This window comes from Pseudomonas sp. MYb118 (assembly GCF_040947875.1).
Taxonomy (GTDB): domain Bacteria; phylum Pseudomonadota; class Gammaproteobacteria; order Pseudomonadales; family Pseudomonadaceae; genus Aquipseudomonas.
The window spans coordinates 304565-318516 of record NZ_JBFRXN010000004.1; the positions used below are offsets into that span (position 1 = coordinate 304565).

Annotated in this window: 12 protein-coding genes; 3 read left to right on the top strand and 9 right to left on the bottom strand. The window is 63.2% G+C overall.

Annotated features, from left to right (window positions below):
- Positions 1 to 96: 96 nt before the first annotated feature.
- Positions 97 to 1632 (bottom strand): FAD-dependent monooxygenase, encoded by a 1536-nt coding sequence (locus ABVN20_RS27385; RefSeq protein ID WP_368558922.1) that lies wholly within the window; start codon positions 1630 to 1632, stop codon positions 97 to 99.
- Positions 1633 to 1768: 136 nt separating this feature from the next.
- A complete protein-coding gene (locus ABVN20_RS27390; protein ID WP_368558923.1) occupies positions 1769 to 3991 on the bottom strand; it encodes a TonB-dependent receptor in 2223 nt (740 codons plus the stop codon).
- Positions 3992 to 4216: 225 nt separating this feature from the next.
- Between ABVN20_RS27390 and ABVN20_RS27395 the strand changes: the two genes are divergently transcribed.
- A complete protein-coding gene (locus ABVN20_RS27395) occupies positions 4217 to 5311 on the top strand; it encodes a DUF1615 domain-containing protein (RefSeq protein WP_368558924.1) in 1095 nt (364 codons plus the stop codon).
- Positions 5312 to 5429: 118 nt separating this feature from the next.
- Here the strand turns inward: ABVN20_RS27395 and ABVN20_RS27400 are convergent, their stop codons facing one another.
- From ABVN20_RS27400 to ABVN20_RS27410, 3 genes are all read right to left on the bottom strand, one after another.
- A complete protein-coding gene (locus tag ABVN20_RS27400) occupies positions 5430 to 6143 on the bottom strand; it encodes an anti-sigma factor (RefSeq protein WP_368558925.1) in 714 nt (237 codons plus the stop codon).
- A complete protein-coding gene (locus ABVN20_RS27405; protein WP_368558926.1) occupies positions 6140 to 6667 on the bottom strand; it encodes a sigma-70 family RNA polymerase sigma factor in 528 nt (175 codons plus the stop codon). The genes ABVN20_RS27400 and ABVN20_RS27405 overlap by 4 nt, the downstream gene beginning before the upstream one ends.
- 152 nt (positions 6668 to 6819) lie before the next feature.
- Positions 6820 to 7338, bottom strand: coding sequence for a DUF3455 domain-containing protein (locus ABVN20_RS27410; RefSeq protein ID WP_368558927.1), 519 nt, complete (start codon positions 7336 to 7338; stop codon positions 6820 to 6822).
- Positions 7339 to 7495: 157 nt separating this feature from the next.
- On the opposite strand from ABVN20_RS27410, the gene ABVN20_RS27415 reads away from it, so the two are divergent.
- Positions 7496 to 8116, top strand: a complete 621-nt coding sequence (locus ABVN20_RS27415; protein ID WP_368558928.1) for a glutathione S-transferase — start codon at positions 7496 to 7498, stop codon at positions 8114 to 8116.
- Positions 8117 to 8232: 116 nt separating this feature from the next.
- On the opposite strand, the gene ABVN20_RS27420 is transcribed toward ABVN20_RS27415, so the two are convergent.
- Positions 8233 to 8673, bottom strand: coding sequence for a CBS domain-containing protein (locus ABVN20_RS27420; protein ID WP_368558929.1), 441 nt, complete (start codon positions 8671 to 8673; stop codon positions 8233 to 8235).
- 153 nt (positions 8674 to 8826) lie between these two features.
- Between ABVN20_RS27420 and ABVN20_RS27425 the strand changes: the two genes are divergently transcribed.
- A complete protein-coding gene (locus ABVN20_RS27425) occupies positions 8827 to 11187 on the top strand; it encodes a DNA polymerase II (protein ID WP_368558930.1) in 2361 nt (786 codons plus the stop codon).
- Here ABVN20_RS27425 and ABVN20_RS27430 read toward each other — a convergent pair.
- From ABVN20_RS27430 to ABVN20_RS27440, 3 genes are all read right to left on the bottom strand, one after another.
- Positions 11152 to 11622 carry a DUF1810 domain-containing protein gene (locus ABVN20_RS27430; protein WP_368558931.1) on the bottom strand — a complete coding sequence of 157 codons (471 nt, stop codon included), beginning with the start codon at positions 11620 to 11622 and terminating at the stop codon, positions 11152 to 11154. The two genes, ABVN20_RS27425 and ABVN20_RS27430, sit on opposite strands and share 36 nt — an antisense overlap.
- A gap of 29 nt (positions 11623 to 11651) precedes the next feature.
- Complete coding sequence (locus ABVN20_RS27435) at positions 11652 to 12473, bottom strand: aldo/keto reductase (protein WP_368558932.1); 822 nt, start codon at positions 12471 to 12473, stop codon at positions 11652 to 11654.
- Positions 12474 to 12575: 102 nt separating this feature from the next.
- Positions 12576 to 13724 carry an aldose epimerase family protein gene (locus ABVN20_RS27440; RefSeq protein ID WP_368558933.1) on the bottom strand — a complete coding sequence of 383 codons (1149 nt, stop codon included), beginning with the start codon at positions 13722 to 13724 and terminating at the stop codon, positions 12576 to 12578.
- Positions 13725 to 13952 lie beyond the last annotated feature (228 nt).

Sequence of the window (13952 nt, forward strand, 5' to 3'; positions counted from 1 at the left end):
TGGGAGCGAGCCTGCTCGCGATGGCGGCTTAACATTCACCAAATGTATGGCCTGTTCAAACGCTATCGCGAGCAGGCTCGCTCCCACATGTGAAGATCAATGATCTGCAAAGTAGGGGCGGATCCCGTGCTGCCGAAAATACCGTTCGATCACCTTCGGGTCCGAGCAGGTTTCGGCAATCGCCACGTAGGTGTCCGGCCGCAGCAGGTAAAAGCCGTTGCGCCCAAGCCCCGCCGCTTCGAACGCAGGGCGCCAGCCGAGCACATGCAACGGCAGGTGATGCTCGTGGCACCAGGCGATCATTTCGTCGCTGGTGTCGCCATACACGTGCACCTGCCAGTTGGGGCACTTGAGCCCGGCAAAGTTATCCCCTTCACCGTCATGCGCCCAGGGCAGCCGGTCGCCACCGTGCACTTGCCCGGCGGTGCCGGTGCTCAAGGGCATGCCGCGATAATTGAGGGTGATCTGCGAAACAGTGCGAAACAGGAATTCGCGAGAGGCCGCGAACGAGGCCAGTTTCGGGAGCAGGAACGGGGCCAGGCGCGTGCGCAGCAGATCGGCTACACGTCCTTCGGCGGTGACGAAGCTGAACACACGATCGGTGGTGGCGACCAGTTTGCGCGCAAAGGCGATGCGCTCGGTTTCGTAGCTGTCGAGCAATTGCGGCGTGGCGCTGCCATTGAGCACGGCGGCGAGCTTCCAGGCCAGGTTGATGGCATCGCCGATGCCGGTGTTCATGCCCTGGCCGCCCGCCGGGCTGTGCACATGGGCGGCGTCGCCTAGCAGAAAGGCACGGCCGGTGCGAAAGTGTTCGGCCACCCGGTGATGCACGCGGTAGGTCGAGAACCAGTTCACTTGCTCGATCTGCACTTTCAGGTTGTCGATGGCGCGACTGCTGACGTCCTCGAACCGCAGGGTGTCGGCGTGCTCGGCCCGTTCGTCGCGCACCGTGCCGATCAGGCGCGCACGGCCTTCGCCGGCCAGTGGAAACACCGCCAGAAAATCCGCTTCATCCAGGTCCAGGTGCAATTCGCCATTGAGGGCGGGGCCCTTGGCCTGCACGTCGGCGACGTAGAAAATCTGCTGGTAGGTCCCGCCGGGAAACCCGGTGTCCAGGGTTTTGCGCACAATCGAGCGGGCACCGTCGCAGCCCGCCAGGTAACACGCCTGGCAGGTTTCTTCCTGGCCATCGGGCAGGCGCAGACGGGCGGTGAGGGTGTCGCCGTTTTCCTCGAAATGTTCGAGGGTGGTGTTGCGCTCGACGTGTACGCCCAGGTTTTCCAGGCGTTCGATCAACAGCCGTTCGTGCTCGTCCTGGGGGAATATCTCGAGAAAGGCATAAGGAGTCAGGCCTTCGCCGACCTTGCTCAACGGCAAGCGGGTCACCGGTTCGCCCTTGACCCAGAAGTTGGCGGCGGCCACGCGATGCCCGTTCCTGATCACCGCGTCGCTGAGGTCCAGTTGCCGATACAACTCCAGCGTGCGCGCCTGCACCGCCAACGCCCGCGACGTGGTGCCGGGGGCCGACGTCTTGTCGATGATGCGCACACGGATCTTCAGCTTGCTCAGCCACAGCGCGAGCACCAGCCCGGTGGGGCCTGCGCCGACGATCAGCACGTCGCTGCGGTTCATAATTCCGTCCTCGATTGCCCGTCCCTGTGGGAGCGAGCCTGCTCGCGATGGCGCAGTGTCAGTCACCATTGATGTTGGCCCCGAAACATCGCGAGCAGGCTCGCTCCCACAGCGGTGTAAGCAGGGCCAATAGCGATCAGAAATCAATGGTCCCCGACAGCTTCGCCACCCGTGGTTCGCCCTGGGTCAGGTAGCCGCCCTGGGCCGATTCCCAGTATTTTTTGTTGGCCACGTTCTCCACATTAAAGCGCAGGGTCACGTCTTTTTCCTGGACCTTGAAGGCGTAGCGGGCGCCGGCGTCGAAGCGGTTCCAGGTCGGCAGGCTGAGGTTGTTGGCCTCATCGGCGTATTGGCCGCCGGTGCGCAGCATCCGCGCATTGAGCGCAACCCCCTGCAGGCCCGGCACGTCCCAGTCCACCGAGGCGTTGAACTGGAAGGTCGGCACGCCCACCGCGTGATTGCCGTCGTTGGCGCCGTCCTGGGTTTTCTTCAGTTCGGTGTCCATGACGGTCACGCCGCTGATCAGGCGCAGCCCGTCCAGCGGTTCGCCGAAGACGTTGAGCTCCACGCCCTTGTTGACCTGTTCGCCCTGGCGGATGAACTCGGCGGTGGTCGGGCCGGTGATGACCGAATAGCCGTCGCTGGGCTGTTCGATGCGGTAGACGCCGAGGGTCGCGCCATAGGTGCCCATGTCGACTTTGACCCCGGCTTCGATCTGCTTGGTGCGTGCCGGCGCATACACCTGGCCACCGTTGGTCACTACGCGGCTGCCGAACGTGGTGGGTGCCGTCGGGCCCTCGGCCAGGCCTTCGATGCGGTTGACATAGAACGACACGTAATCCCACGGCTTGAACACGATGCCATACACCGGCGTGGTGATCGACTCGTCATAGGCGGCGTTACGGCTGCCCGAACCGTATGGCGCATAGCTATAGCCCTGCACCACCAGTTGCTGGCGCCGTACCCCGACGGTGACCAACAGGCGATCGTCGAAGAACCCCAGGGTGTCGGACACCGCGCCACTGCGAGCGAAGGTTTTGCCGACGATCCCCGGATCGTTGAGGTCGCCACCGGCGAAACCGGGGCCGGGCGCCGGAACTTCGACCGGGTGGTAGATGTTGTTGGCATAGCGGGTCAGGTCGAAATCGAAGGCGCTGCGTTGCTCGGTCCAGATCCCGGCCAGGCCGACGTTGAGTTTGTGGCTCACAGGTCCGGTGACGAAGTTGCCGTTGAGGCCGGCCATCACGCTTTTGTTGTCTTCGTCGTGGGGAATGAACGAGCCGGTGGTGGTGGAGCTGCCGTCGTTGCCCACCAGCGTGGTGCCGTCGTAGCGCCCGACTTCCCGGGTGTGCTTGGCGCCCCCGGCGGCATAGACGGTCCAGTTGTCATTCAGGTCGTACTCGGCGCGCAGCATGCCGAAGGTGTCTTCGATCTGGGTGAAGCCCCATTTCTGCGCGTAATTGGTGTCGGCGGACGGCGCATCCGGGATGTGCGTGGCGGTGCCGAGGTTGACCGAGCTGCGACCGCCATTGACGCGTTCTTTCTGATAGGCGAAGTCCGCGGAAACCCGCAGGGCATCACCTCGGTAATCGAGGCCGATGGCGAACAGCTTGGAGCGCTGGTTTTCATGGTCGATGGCGGTATCGCCTTCGCGCTGCGCCAGATTGACCCGTGCACCGAAGCGGTTGTCGGCGCCGAAACGCTGGCCGATGTCCAGGTGCTGGCCGATCCGGCCGTCATCGCTGATGTCGGTGGAGAAACGCCGCAACGGCAAATCGCCTGCGCGTTTGGGCTGCAGGTTGACACCGCCACCGATGCCGGAACCGCTGGGGGTGACGCCGTTGATGAAGGCGTTCGGGCCCTTGAACACCTCGACGCGTTCCAGCGCGTCGGTGGAGATGATCTGCCGAGGCAGCACGCCGTACAGGCCGTTATAGGAAATATCGTCACCATTGAGCGGCAGCCCGCGAATCATGAAAACCTGGGCCTGGTTGGAAAACCCCGACGCCTGGCGCACCGAGGAATCGTTGAGCAGCACATCGGCGACGTTCTCCGCCTGCTGGTCCTGGATCAACTGTTCGGTGTAGGACGCCATGCTGAAGGGCACGTCCATGATGTCCTGATTGCCGAGTACGCCGAGCTGCCCGCCGCGTGCCACCTGGCCACCGGCATAGGGCGGCGGCAGTTCGGACGGTGAGGGCGCCTGGGCGTTGATGTTGACGTTGTCCAGCACCACGGCCTTGCCATCGTTTGATGGTTCGGTTTCGGGGGTTGCGGCCTGGGTCGCTACCGACAGGGAGCAGAGCAGGGCAAGGAGGGTGGGGCGGACGGGCATGCCGAATCGGTCTGGAGGTGTCATATCACGTACCTGGCGGCGGACCGCAGAAGATGACGGCGCAGGTAGTCCTTGCGCAAATGCGACTCCAGTCGCAAATGATAGTAGTTCCCAAAAGTTTTGCGTAATTTGCAGGACTTCGAGCACTGGCTCACTCTTTCAGGAACGGGGGCGGGGCCTTGCAGTCATAGCCTGCGCCATACCCTTGATCGTAGGGTGAACCCGGCTCAACGGACTGGATGGAGCAGCATGCAACTCAATCGAATGATGGCGAGCGTCGCGGCGCTGCTGGTGCTGGCCGGCTGTGGCACCCAGAGTCCCCAGCAGGCCGCCCCCCGGCCGCCCGCCGAGGTGCGGGCCGAGATCGTGCGCCTGCTGCCGGCCAAGACCGTTGATCGCCAGGGTTGGGCCACTGACATCTACGCCGCGTTCGCCGCCCAGGGCATCGAGCCATCGACGCAAAACCTGTGTGCCGTGCTGGCGGTCACCGAGCAGGAGTCGACGTTTCAGGTGGACCCCACCGTGCCGGGCCTGGGCAAGATCGCCCGGGATGAAATCGACCGACGTGCGGCCAAGGCCCACGTTCCCGGCCTGCTGGTCAGCGCGGCGCTGGAGGTGCGTTCCAGTAACGGCAAAAGCTACGCCGACCGGCTCAAGGCCGCGCGCAGCGAAAAGGAACTGAGCGCGATCTTCGATGATTTCATCGGCATGGTGCCCATGGGCCGCACGCTGTTCGGCAGTTTCAACCCGGTGCATACCGGCGGTCCGATGCAGGTCAGCATCGACTTCGCCGAACAGCAGTCGCGCAACTATCCCTATCCGGTGGACGGCACCATTCGCCGGGAAGTGTTCAGCCGGCGCGGCGGCATGTACTTCGGCATCGCCCATTTACTGGGTTATCCGGTGAGCTACACCGATCCGCTGTACCGTTTTGCCGATTTCAACGCCGGCTGGTACGCGAGCCGCAATGCGGCGTTCCAGAATGCCGTGAGTCGCGCGTCAGGCATTCCCCTGGCGCTGGACGGCGACCTGGTGCGCTATGGCTCGATCATGCCGGGCAGCACCGAGCTGGCCGTGCGCGCCCTGGGCAAACGCCTGGGCATGCGCAACCCGGTGATCCGCGATCAACTGGACAAGGGCAAGACCCTGGAATTCGAAGACACCGAGCTGTACCGGCGAGTGTTCGAACTGGCCGAACAGGCCGATGGGCGCAAGCTGCCGCGAGCGGTTTTGCCGGGGATCGTCCTGCAAAGCCCGAAGATCACCCGCAAACTCACCACGGCGTGGTTCGCCAAGCGGGTGGATGAGCGGTATCAGCGCTGCATGAAACAGACGGGCAAATGATTCCCCCTGTAGGAGCGAGCTTGCTCGCGATGACGGAGTGTCAGGCACCATTGATGTTGAATGTGCTGGCCTCATCGCGAGCAAGCTCGCTCCTACAGGGAATAGGGGCAGGGGGAGGTCAAATGACTTTCACCGCACGCCCAATGAACTGGATCGGCCCGGTGGGCTTGCCGATTGGCGAGCCGTTGCGGTTTTCCAGGGTCAACTCAAACAACTGGTTGGGTTCCAGCGGCGGGAGTTTGTCCAGCGGCACCGACAGGATTTGCCCCGGTTTGACCAGGCCCAGGGACACCGGCCCTTGCCAGTCATCCGCCTTGGTCCAGAACTCCAGCGCCTTGTCCTCGGGCACCTGGGCGACGCCCAGTGGGATCAGCTGGATTTCCCGAGGGTTGCTGGCCTGGATCACCCAGCCCGGAGCCTTGTCCTGGGGCGCCACCAGCACCACCAGATAAGTCGGCTTGACCGTGGTTTGTGTCAGCAGCAGGGCGCCAAGCACCAACGTTGCCGCAAGCCCCGCACCCGCGAGCCCTCGCCATAGCGCCAGGCGATCCCACCAGGACCTCACCGGAGTTGGCGCCGTTTTGACGTTCGCCATATTGAGGCTGCGTTCGATGCGGTGCCACAAATGGGGCGAGGGTGTTTCAGGTTCGACAAGATCCGTCAGCCCCAGCAAGCGACGCTCCCAACTGTCGACCGCCGCGCGCAATCGGCTATCGTCGCGCAGGCGCCGTTGCACCTCGGTGCGCCGCTCTGCCGAAAGCGTGCCCAGCACATACTCGCTGGCCAGCTCTTCGATGTCCTCCGGGGTTTCATCCACAGGTCGGGTGGTCATCCCATGCACTCCCGCAAGGCCGTCAGGCTGCGTTTGATCCAGGCTTTGACGGTGCCCAGCGGCGTGCCGAGCTTGTGTGAAATCTGCGCGTGGGAATAACCGTCGACGTAGGCGTGCAGGATGCAGGAGCGCCGGGCCGGTTCCAGTTGCTCCAGGCACAGATGAATGCGCGAGGAATGGACCTCGGCATCGAATGCGCCGGCCTCATTGTGCAGGTCGATATCGCCCTGGATTTCACGCTGGTTGTCACGGATGAAATTGAGCGCCAGATGTCGCGTCACGCTGAACATCCAGCCCCGTGCCGTCCCGCGCGCCGGGTCGAAACGCGCGGCGCCGGCCCAGATCTTGAGAAAGGCATCATGGACAATGTCCTCCGCCAGCGCGGTGTCGCCCACCAGCCGCCGGGCCACACCGAGCAGTCGCGGGCTTTCCTGCACATACAAATCCCGCAGAGCCTGACGCTCACCCCGAGCACAGGCGGCGAGGCGGGCTTCATAGTCGAAAATGGGTTCGGGCAATGACAATGTGCTCAACCGCCTAAATGAATCCGGATGCCATGAATCTAGCAGAGGACCCTGTAGGAGCGAGCTTGCTCGCGATGGCGCCCGTACATTCAACACCTTCGGCGCCTGACACATTGCGATCGCGAGCAAGCTCGCTCCTACAGAGTCTCGACTCAGCTCGCTGACCAGAAAATGTAATCCGCCTGGTACTTCACCACTTCCTGCTTGCCCTTGTTGGCGGCCGTGCATTCGGTGCTGGGGGCGACGCCACCCTTGAGCGCCACGCGCTGGATGTAGCTGACACCGCTCATCGCGCCTTTGCCCTCGGCGGGGTTGGCCTTGACCAGTTGATAGGGCAGGTTGCCCGCGCTCGAAGGGGCAACCGCCAATTGGGTGCCGGTGACTTTCGAGCCATCCTGCGCCTGCCAGGTGGCCGGCGGGCCGAAGTAGGTGCCGACCTGTTTGCCATTGCGATCATTGAGCACCGCCTTGGGTCCGACGAAAAACCACTCGGTGCCGCTGGCGTTGGCCTTGTCGCGGCATTCGTAGGTGATTTCACCCACGCCTGTGGTCTCCATGGCCACCTTGTGACCCTCGGGCACCTTGATGCTGTCGGGTAAAGCGCTTTGGGCAAACGCCGCAGGCATCGTGGCGAACAAACCGGCCAGGCAGATCAGCTGTTTGGCATTCATGAAATTCTCTCCGTTAATGAGTCTTTCGCTGCGCAGTCATCGGGGCTGCTACAGGTACTACCCGTCGGAAAGGGATTTGGATGCAGCCAGGCAAAAGAAATTTTCCGGCAGGCCCAAAGTCAGCTGCTACAAAGAGAGCATCGCAATGGAGGTGTTTATGTACCAACTCTACGGACACAGGAACTCCGGCGCTGCTGCCATCGAGGCGGCGCTGGAGCTCTGTGAGGTGCCTTATCGCTTCATCGACGTCGAGCTCGCCATGGAGGCGGCCATCGCCCTGGAGAAACTCAACCCGCTCAAGCAGATCCCGACCCTGCAACTGCCCGATGGCAGCATTCTCACCGAGAGCGCGGCGATCCTGATTCATCTGGCTCTGGCCTTTCCCCAGTCGAGCCTGCTGCCCGCGCTGCCGGCCGAGCGCGACCAGGCCATCCGTGGCCTGGTGTACATCGTCAGCAATTGCTACCCGAACATCGGCATCATCGACTATCCCGAGCGCTGGCTGGTGGCCTCGGATCATCCCAGCCGGGAAAACCTCGTCGCCGGCGCGCGCCATCGGCTGCACTGGTGCTGGGAAGTGTTTGCCGATGAATTTTCCCGTGAGCTGTACCTGGGCGATGAAACGCCCGGGGCTCTGGATGTACTGGCAGCGGTGGTGACCCGCTGGGCCGGCACCCGCGAACATCTGCGCCATGCACGGCCGGGTTTTTTCGCCTGGCTCGAACGCATCGACCGGCACCCGACACTGGCGCCGGTGTTTGCGCGGCATTGGAGTTGAAGCAGGTCCCCTGTAGGAGCGAGCTTGCTCGCGATGGCGGTGTGTCAGCCAAACATTTTCCCACTGAAACACCGCTATCGCGAGCAAGCTCGCTCCTACAGGGGGCGGAAGGGGGATCACTCCCCGCGAATGTACTGCTCCAACTGCCGGATCAGGTCCGCCTGTTCGGCAATCGCTTCCTTGACCAGGTCGCCGATCGACAGCAGGCCGATCAGCTTGCCGTTTTCCACCACCGGCAGGTGACGCAGGCGTTTGTCGGACATGATGCCAAGGCAGGTGTCCACCGTCTGTCTGGTGTCCACGGTGATCACCGGCGAAACCATGATGTCGCGCACTGGCGTGCCCACCGACGAGCGGCCGTGCAGCACCAGTTTGCGTGCATAGTCGCGCTCGCTGATGATGCCCAGCACCTGTTCGTCTTCCACCACCAGCAGGGCACCGACGTTCTTCTCGGCCATCTTCATCAGGGCTTCGAGCACCATGTGATCCGGTTTGATCTGGTGCACTTCCTGGTTTTTCTGATCTTTCAACTTGAGCAGTTGGGCGACGGTTTTCATGATGGCTTTCCAGGGGGTTGGCGTTGTTCCTGAAGAATCGTAGACCCTGAGGTCGAGAGCAAGACGCAAAGCGGCAGATAACACGCAAAAAACGTCATCCGGCGGCTTTTTTTCGTAGAATTGCCCACAGAAATCAAATCTGAGGTTGCAGTGGTGGATCTACAGCGGGGCTTCGTCCTGACCCGGCATTGGCGCGACACCCCGGGCGGTACGCAAGTCGAGTTCTGGCTGGCCACCGACAATGGCCCACGGCGCATCCGCCTGCCGCATCAGCCGTCGGTGGCGTTCATTGCCGCCGAGCAGCGCGAACAGGCGCAGCAGGTGCTGCAAGACGAAAAGAACGTCGAGCTCAAGCCCCTGGCCCTGCGCGATTTCGACCATCGCCCGGTGCTCGGCCTGTATTGCCAGCAGCACGCCCAGTTGATGCGCCTGGAGACCGCCCTGCGCCGGGCGGGCGTGGAGATGTTCGAAGGCGACGTGCGCCCGCCGGAACGTTACATGATGGAACGTTTCATCACCGCGCCGGTGGTCTTCGGCGGCACTCCCGATGCCGATGGCCTGCTGCTCGACGCGCAGATGAAACCCGACCCCGACTACCGCCCGAACCTGCGCCTGGTGTCCCTGGACATCGAAACCACGGCCCAGGGCGAACTCTATTCCATCGCCCTGGAAGGCTGCGGCGAGCGCCGGGTGTACATGCTCGGCCCGGCCAATGGCGACGCCAGCGCGGTGGATTTCCAGCTCGAATACTGCGATTCCCGTGCGGCGCTGTTGAAAAGGCTCAACGAATGGTTCGCCCGCCACGACCCGGACGCGATCATCGGCTGGAACGTCGTGCAGTTCGACCTGCGGGTGCTGCACGAACACGCCCGGCGCCTGGCGGTGCCGTTGAAGCTGGGGCGCGGCGGCGAGGAAATGCAGTGGCGCGAGCACGGCAGCCGCAACCATTACTTCGCCTCGGCGGCCGGACGGCTGATCATTGATGGCATCGAATCCCTGCGCTCGGCGACCTGGAGCTTCCCCTCGTTCAGCCTGGAAAACGTCGCGCAGACCCTGCTCGGCGAAGGCAAGGCGATCAGCACGCCGTACCAGCGCATGGACGAAATCAACCGCATGTTCGCCGAAGACAAACCGGCGCTGGCCACCTACAACCTCAAGGACTGCGAGCTGGTCACGCGGATTTTCGCCAAGACCCAGTTGCTGCCGTTCCTGCTGGAGCGGGCCAGTGTCACCGGGCTGCCGGCCGATCGCAGCGGCGGCTCGGTGGCGGCGTTCACCCACCTGTACATGCCGCTGATGCATCGCCAGGGCTTCGTCGCCCCGAACCTGGGCAACAAGCCGGCGCAGGCCAGCCCCGGCGGCTTCGTCATGGACTCGCAGCCGGGGCTGTACGAGTCGGTGCTGGTGCTCGACTACAAGAGCCTCTATCCGTCGATCATCCGCACCTTCCTGATCGACCCGGTGGGGCTGATCGAAGGCTTGCGTCACCCTGGGGATGCCGAATCGGTGCCGGGTTTTCGCGGTGCGCGGTTTTCGCGCACCCGGCATTGCCTGCCGTCCATCGTCGCGCGGGTCGCCGAGGGTCGGGAAACCGCCAAGCGCGAACACAACGCGCCGCTGTCCCAGGCCTTGAAGATCATCATGAACGCCTTCTACGGCGTGCTCGGCTCCAGCGGCTGCCGCTTCTTCGATACGCGCCTGGCGTCGTCGATCACCCTGCGTGGCCACGAGATCATGTTGCGCACCCGACAGCTGATCGAAGCCCAGGGCCACACGGTGATCTACGGCGACACCGACTCGACCTTCGTCTGGCTGCGCCGCGCCCACGGCCAGCAGGAAGCGGCGCAGATCGGCCATGCCCTGGTGGACCACGTCAACCAATGGTGGCGTGACCATGTGCAACAGGAGTACGGGCTGCACAGCGCCCTGGAATTGCAGTTCGAGACCCACTACAAGCGTTTCCTGATGCCGACCATCCGCGGCGCCGAGGAGGGCAGCAAGAAACGTTACGCGGGGTTGGTGACCCGCGCCGACGGCAGCGACGAGATGGTCTACAAGGGCCTGGAAACCGTGCGCACCGACTGGTCGCTGCTGGCGCGGCAGTTCCAGCAGGAGCTGTACTCGCTGATCTTTCACCGCAAGCCCTACCAGGACTATGTGCGCGAATACGTGCGCAAGACCCTGGCGGGGGAGTTCGATGATCGGCTGGTCTATCGCAAGCGCCTGCGCCGCACCCTCGATGACTACGAGCGCAATGTGCCGCCGCATGTGCGCGCGGCCCGCATCGCCGACGACTACAACGACCAGCAGGGCCGGCCACGGCAGTACCAGAACGGCGGCTGGATCAGCTACGTGATCAGCGTCGCCGGGCCCGAACCGCTGGAGATCCGCAGCGCGCCGATCGACTACGACCATTACGTCACGCGCCAGCTGCAACCGGTGGCCGACGCGATCCTGCCGTTCGTCGATGACGACTTCTCAACCCTGATTGGGGGGCAGATGGGCCTGTTTTGAGTCCAGCAGGGTCAGCGTCCATTCGTCCGGGATGCCGTGGAAGTAACGCTCCAGCGCCTGATGGTAGGGGCTGCCCTGGGCGGCGAACTGGGCGAACAGGGTCATCGACGAATGGAATTTCAGGTGGTCCGGGTGGCCGAAAATCTCGGCCACCGAGCGTTGTTCGATGGCCAGCACCAACTGCGTGCAGGTATGTAACCGCGGGCCCAGCACCGCATGGTCGAGGTAGGCCCGGGCCTCGTCACCTGAGCGAATCGCAAAGCGTCGGGACATTTCGCTGCCGCCCAGGCCCGAGAGCTGTGGAAAGACGAACCACATCCAGTGACTGCGCTTGAGCCCCGCGCCCAGTTCGTTCTGGACGCGCTCGATGACCGGGTTCTGCGCCAGGACAAAGCGCTGCAGGTTGAACGCGTCCAACTGATCGGTGCTTCTCATCAGAAGCCCTCTGACAGAACCGCGCTGGCTTAGACCATGGCCAGTCGCTGTTTGCGGTGTGGCGCGCGAAACGCTTGGTCCAGCGCCTCCAGATCCCCCGTCTCCAGTTGCAGTTGCGCAGCTTGCGCGTTGAGGTCCACGTGTTCAGGCCGAACCGCCTTGGGGATGGCAATTACACCATCCTGTCGCACAATCCACGCCAGCGCTACCTGCGCCGGGGTCACGGAGTGACGAGCGGCGATCTGTTTGAGCGTCGGGTGGGCCAGCAGTTGTCCGCCCTGGCCGATCGGACAGTACGCCATCAACGGCTGGTGATGTTGCTGGCACCACGGCAGCAAGTCGAATTCGATGCCGCGTTCCTCCAGGTTGTACAGCACCTGGTTGGTGGCGCAGGCGGGGGCGGCGAGTTCCTGCATATCGTCCACGTCGAAATTGGACACGCCCCAGCGGCCGATCTTGCCCGCGTCGCGCAGGCGTTCGAAGGCTTCGACGGTTTCTTCCAGCGGGTACTGGCCGCGCCAGTGCAGCAGGTACAGGTCGATGTAGTCGCTGTTCAAGCGGCGCAGGCTGCGCTCGCAGGCCTGGGGGATTCCTTTTTTACTGGCGTTGTGCGGGTAGACCTTGCTGACCAGGAACACCTGGTCGCGCTGGCCGGCAATCGCTTCGCCGACGACTTTCTCGGCACCGCCTTCGCCATACATTTCGGCGGTGTCGATCAGGGTCATGCCCTGTTCGATGCCCCGGCGCAGTGCGGCGACCTCTTCAGCGTGACGCGATGGATCTTCACCCATGCGCCAGGTGCCTTGACCGATGACGGGGACCTGGACGCCTGCCAGTTCGAGAAACCGCATGAACACCTCCGTTGACCAATCGACATTGCAGTTGGCAGCAGAATAGCCCAGCGGTTCCCTTCACCTGTAGCCGCTGGCGCGCCAGTAGCTACAGGGCGGCGGTTATTGGGTGGAGAATTTCAACACCGTGCTCTGGGTGTAGGTCTTGCCGGGGTCCAGGCGGGTGGAGGGGAAGTTCGGCTGGTTGGGCGCATCCGGGTAGTGCTGGGTTTCCAGGGTGAACGCGCTCCAGTGTGCGTAGGTCTTGCCCGCCTTGCCCTTGACCGAGCCGTCGAGGAAGTTGCTGGTATAGAACTGCACGCCCGGCTCGCTGGTGTAGAGCTGCAACTGGCGCCCGGACTGCGGGTCGCTGACCTGGGCGGCGAGTTTGCCGACGTCGCCACGGGTGTCCAGAACCCAGTTGAAATCGAAACCGCCTTGCTTGGGTTCGGCGAACTTCAGTTGCGGGTGATCGGCCTTGATGTGTTGGCCAATGGCTGTGGGCTGGGTGAAGTCCATCGGCGTGCCGGCCACCGGTGCCAGTTCGCCGGTGGGGATCAGCTTTTCATTGACCGGGGTGTAGTGGCTGGCGTGCAAGGTCGCCTGTTGTTGCAACACGTCGCCATTGCCTGCGCCGGCCAGGTTGAAATAGCTGTGGTTGGTCAGGTTGAGCACCGTGGGTTTATCGGTGGAGGCCTTGTAGTCGATGCGCAGTTCGTTGCGATCGTTGAGGCTGTAGGTGACCTCGGTTTTCAGGGTCCCGGGGAAACCCATTTCGCCGTCCGCCGACACGTACGTGAGCGTCACGCCCACGGCGTCCTTGCTCTTGATCGGCTTGGCTTTCCACACGTGCTTGTCGAAACCCTGCGGACCGCCATGCAGGGAATTGGAGCCGTCGTTCTGCGGCACCTGGTAGCGTTTGCCGTCGAGTTCGAAGGCGCCGTTGGCCAGGCGATTGCCGAAGCGGCCGATGGTCGCGCCGAAGTAGGCCTTGCCGTTCTGGTAGCCCTGCACGTCGTCGAAACCGAGCACCACGTCGGCGAACTTGCCGTGCTTGTCCGGCACTTCAAGCGCTTGCAGGGTCGCCCCGTAGGTGATGACGCTGGCCTGCATGCCATGGCTGTTGCGCAGGACGTATTGCTCGACGGGCGTGCCGTCGCTGGTTTTGCCGAAGCTTTTCATGTCGCTGGACAGGCCGGTGGCGTGGGCGGGGAGGGTGGCGATCATCATGGACAGTCCAAGTAGGCACAGCGGATAGCGGGCTTGAAGCATGGTCAACCTTCCTTTTTGTTGTTCTTGGATAAGTAGTCATACTAGTTTTCGAATTTCAAATCACGCGTAGGGGGTTATAGCTGCTTCCTCGCTATTTGCACTAATAAAGTATGACTATTGTCTTTTTCTGTGAGGCGGTGAACCGGCGAAACTGCACTTTTTCGAAATTCCCGGCTCTATCCTTGGCCAGCCTGCGGCGATCCCCACCGCCGGCCCATGCCAAGTCCA

Coding starts and splice junctions, on each gene's coding strand:
- ABVN20_RS27420 (WP_368558929.1), bottom strand. CDS start 8,673: ATGAAAACCGTCGCCCAACTGCTCAAGTTGAAAGATCAGAAAAACCAG.
- ABVN20_RS27440 (WP_368558933.1), bottom strand. CDS start 13,724: ATGCTTCAAGCCCGCTATCCGCTGTGCCTACTTGGACTGTCCATGATG.
- ABVN20_RS27385 (WP_368558922.1), bottom strand. CDS start 1,632: ATGAACCGCAGCGACGTGCTGATCGTCGGCGCAGGCCCCACCGGGCTG.
- ABVN20_RS27435 (WP_368558932.1), bottom strand. CDS start 12,473: ATGCGGTTTCTCGAACTGGCAGGCGTCCAGGTCCCCGTCATCGGTCAA.
- ABVN20_RS27395 (WP_368558924.1), top strand. CDS start 4,217: ATGCAACTCAATCGAATGATGGCGAGCGTCGCGGCGCTGCTGGTGCTG.
- ABVN20_RS27390 (WP_368558923.1), bottom strand. CDS start 3,991: ATGACACCTCCAGACCGATTCGGCATGCCCGTCCGCCCCACCCTCCTT.
- ABVN20_RS27430 (WP_368558931.1), bottom strand. CDS start 11,622: ATGAGAAGCACCGATCAGTTGGACGCGTTCAACCTGCAGCGCTTTGTC.
- ABVN20_RS27400 (WP_368558925.1), bottom strand. CDS start 6,143: ATGACCACCCGACCTGTGGATGAAACCCCGGAGGACATCGAAGAGCTG.
- ABVN20_RS27415 (WP_368558928.1), top strand. CDS start 7,496: ATGTACCAACTCTACGGACACAGGAACTCCGGCGCTGCTGCCATCGAG.
- ABVN20_RS27410 (WP_368558927.1), bottom strand. CDS start 7,338: ATGAATGCCAAACAGCTGATCTGCCTGGCCGGTTTGTTCGCCACGATG.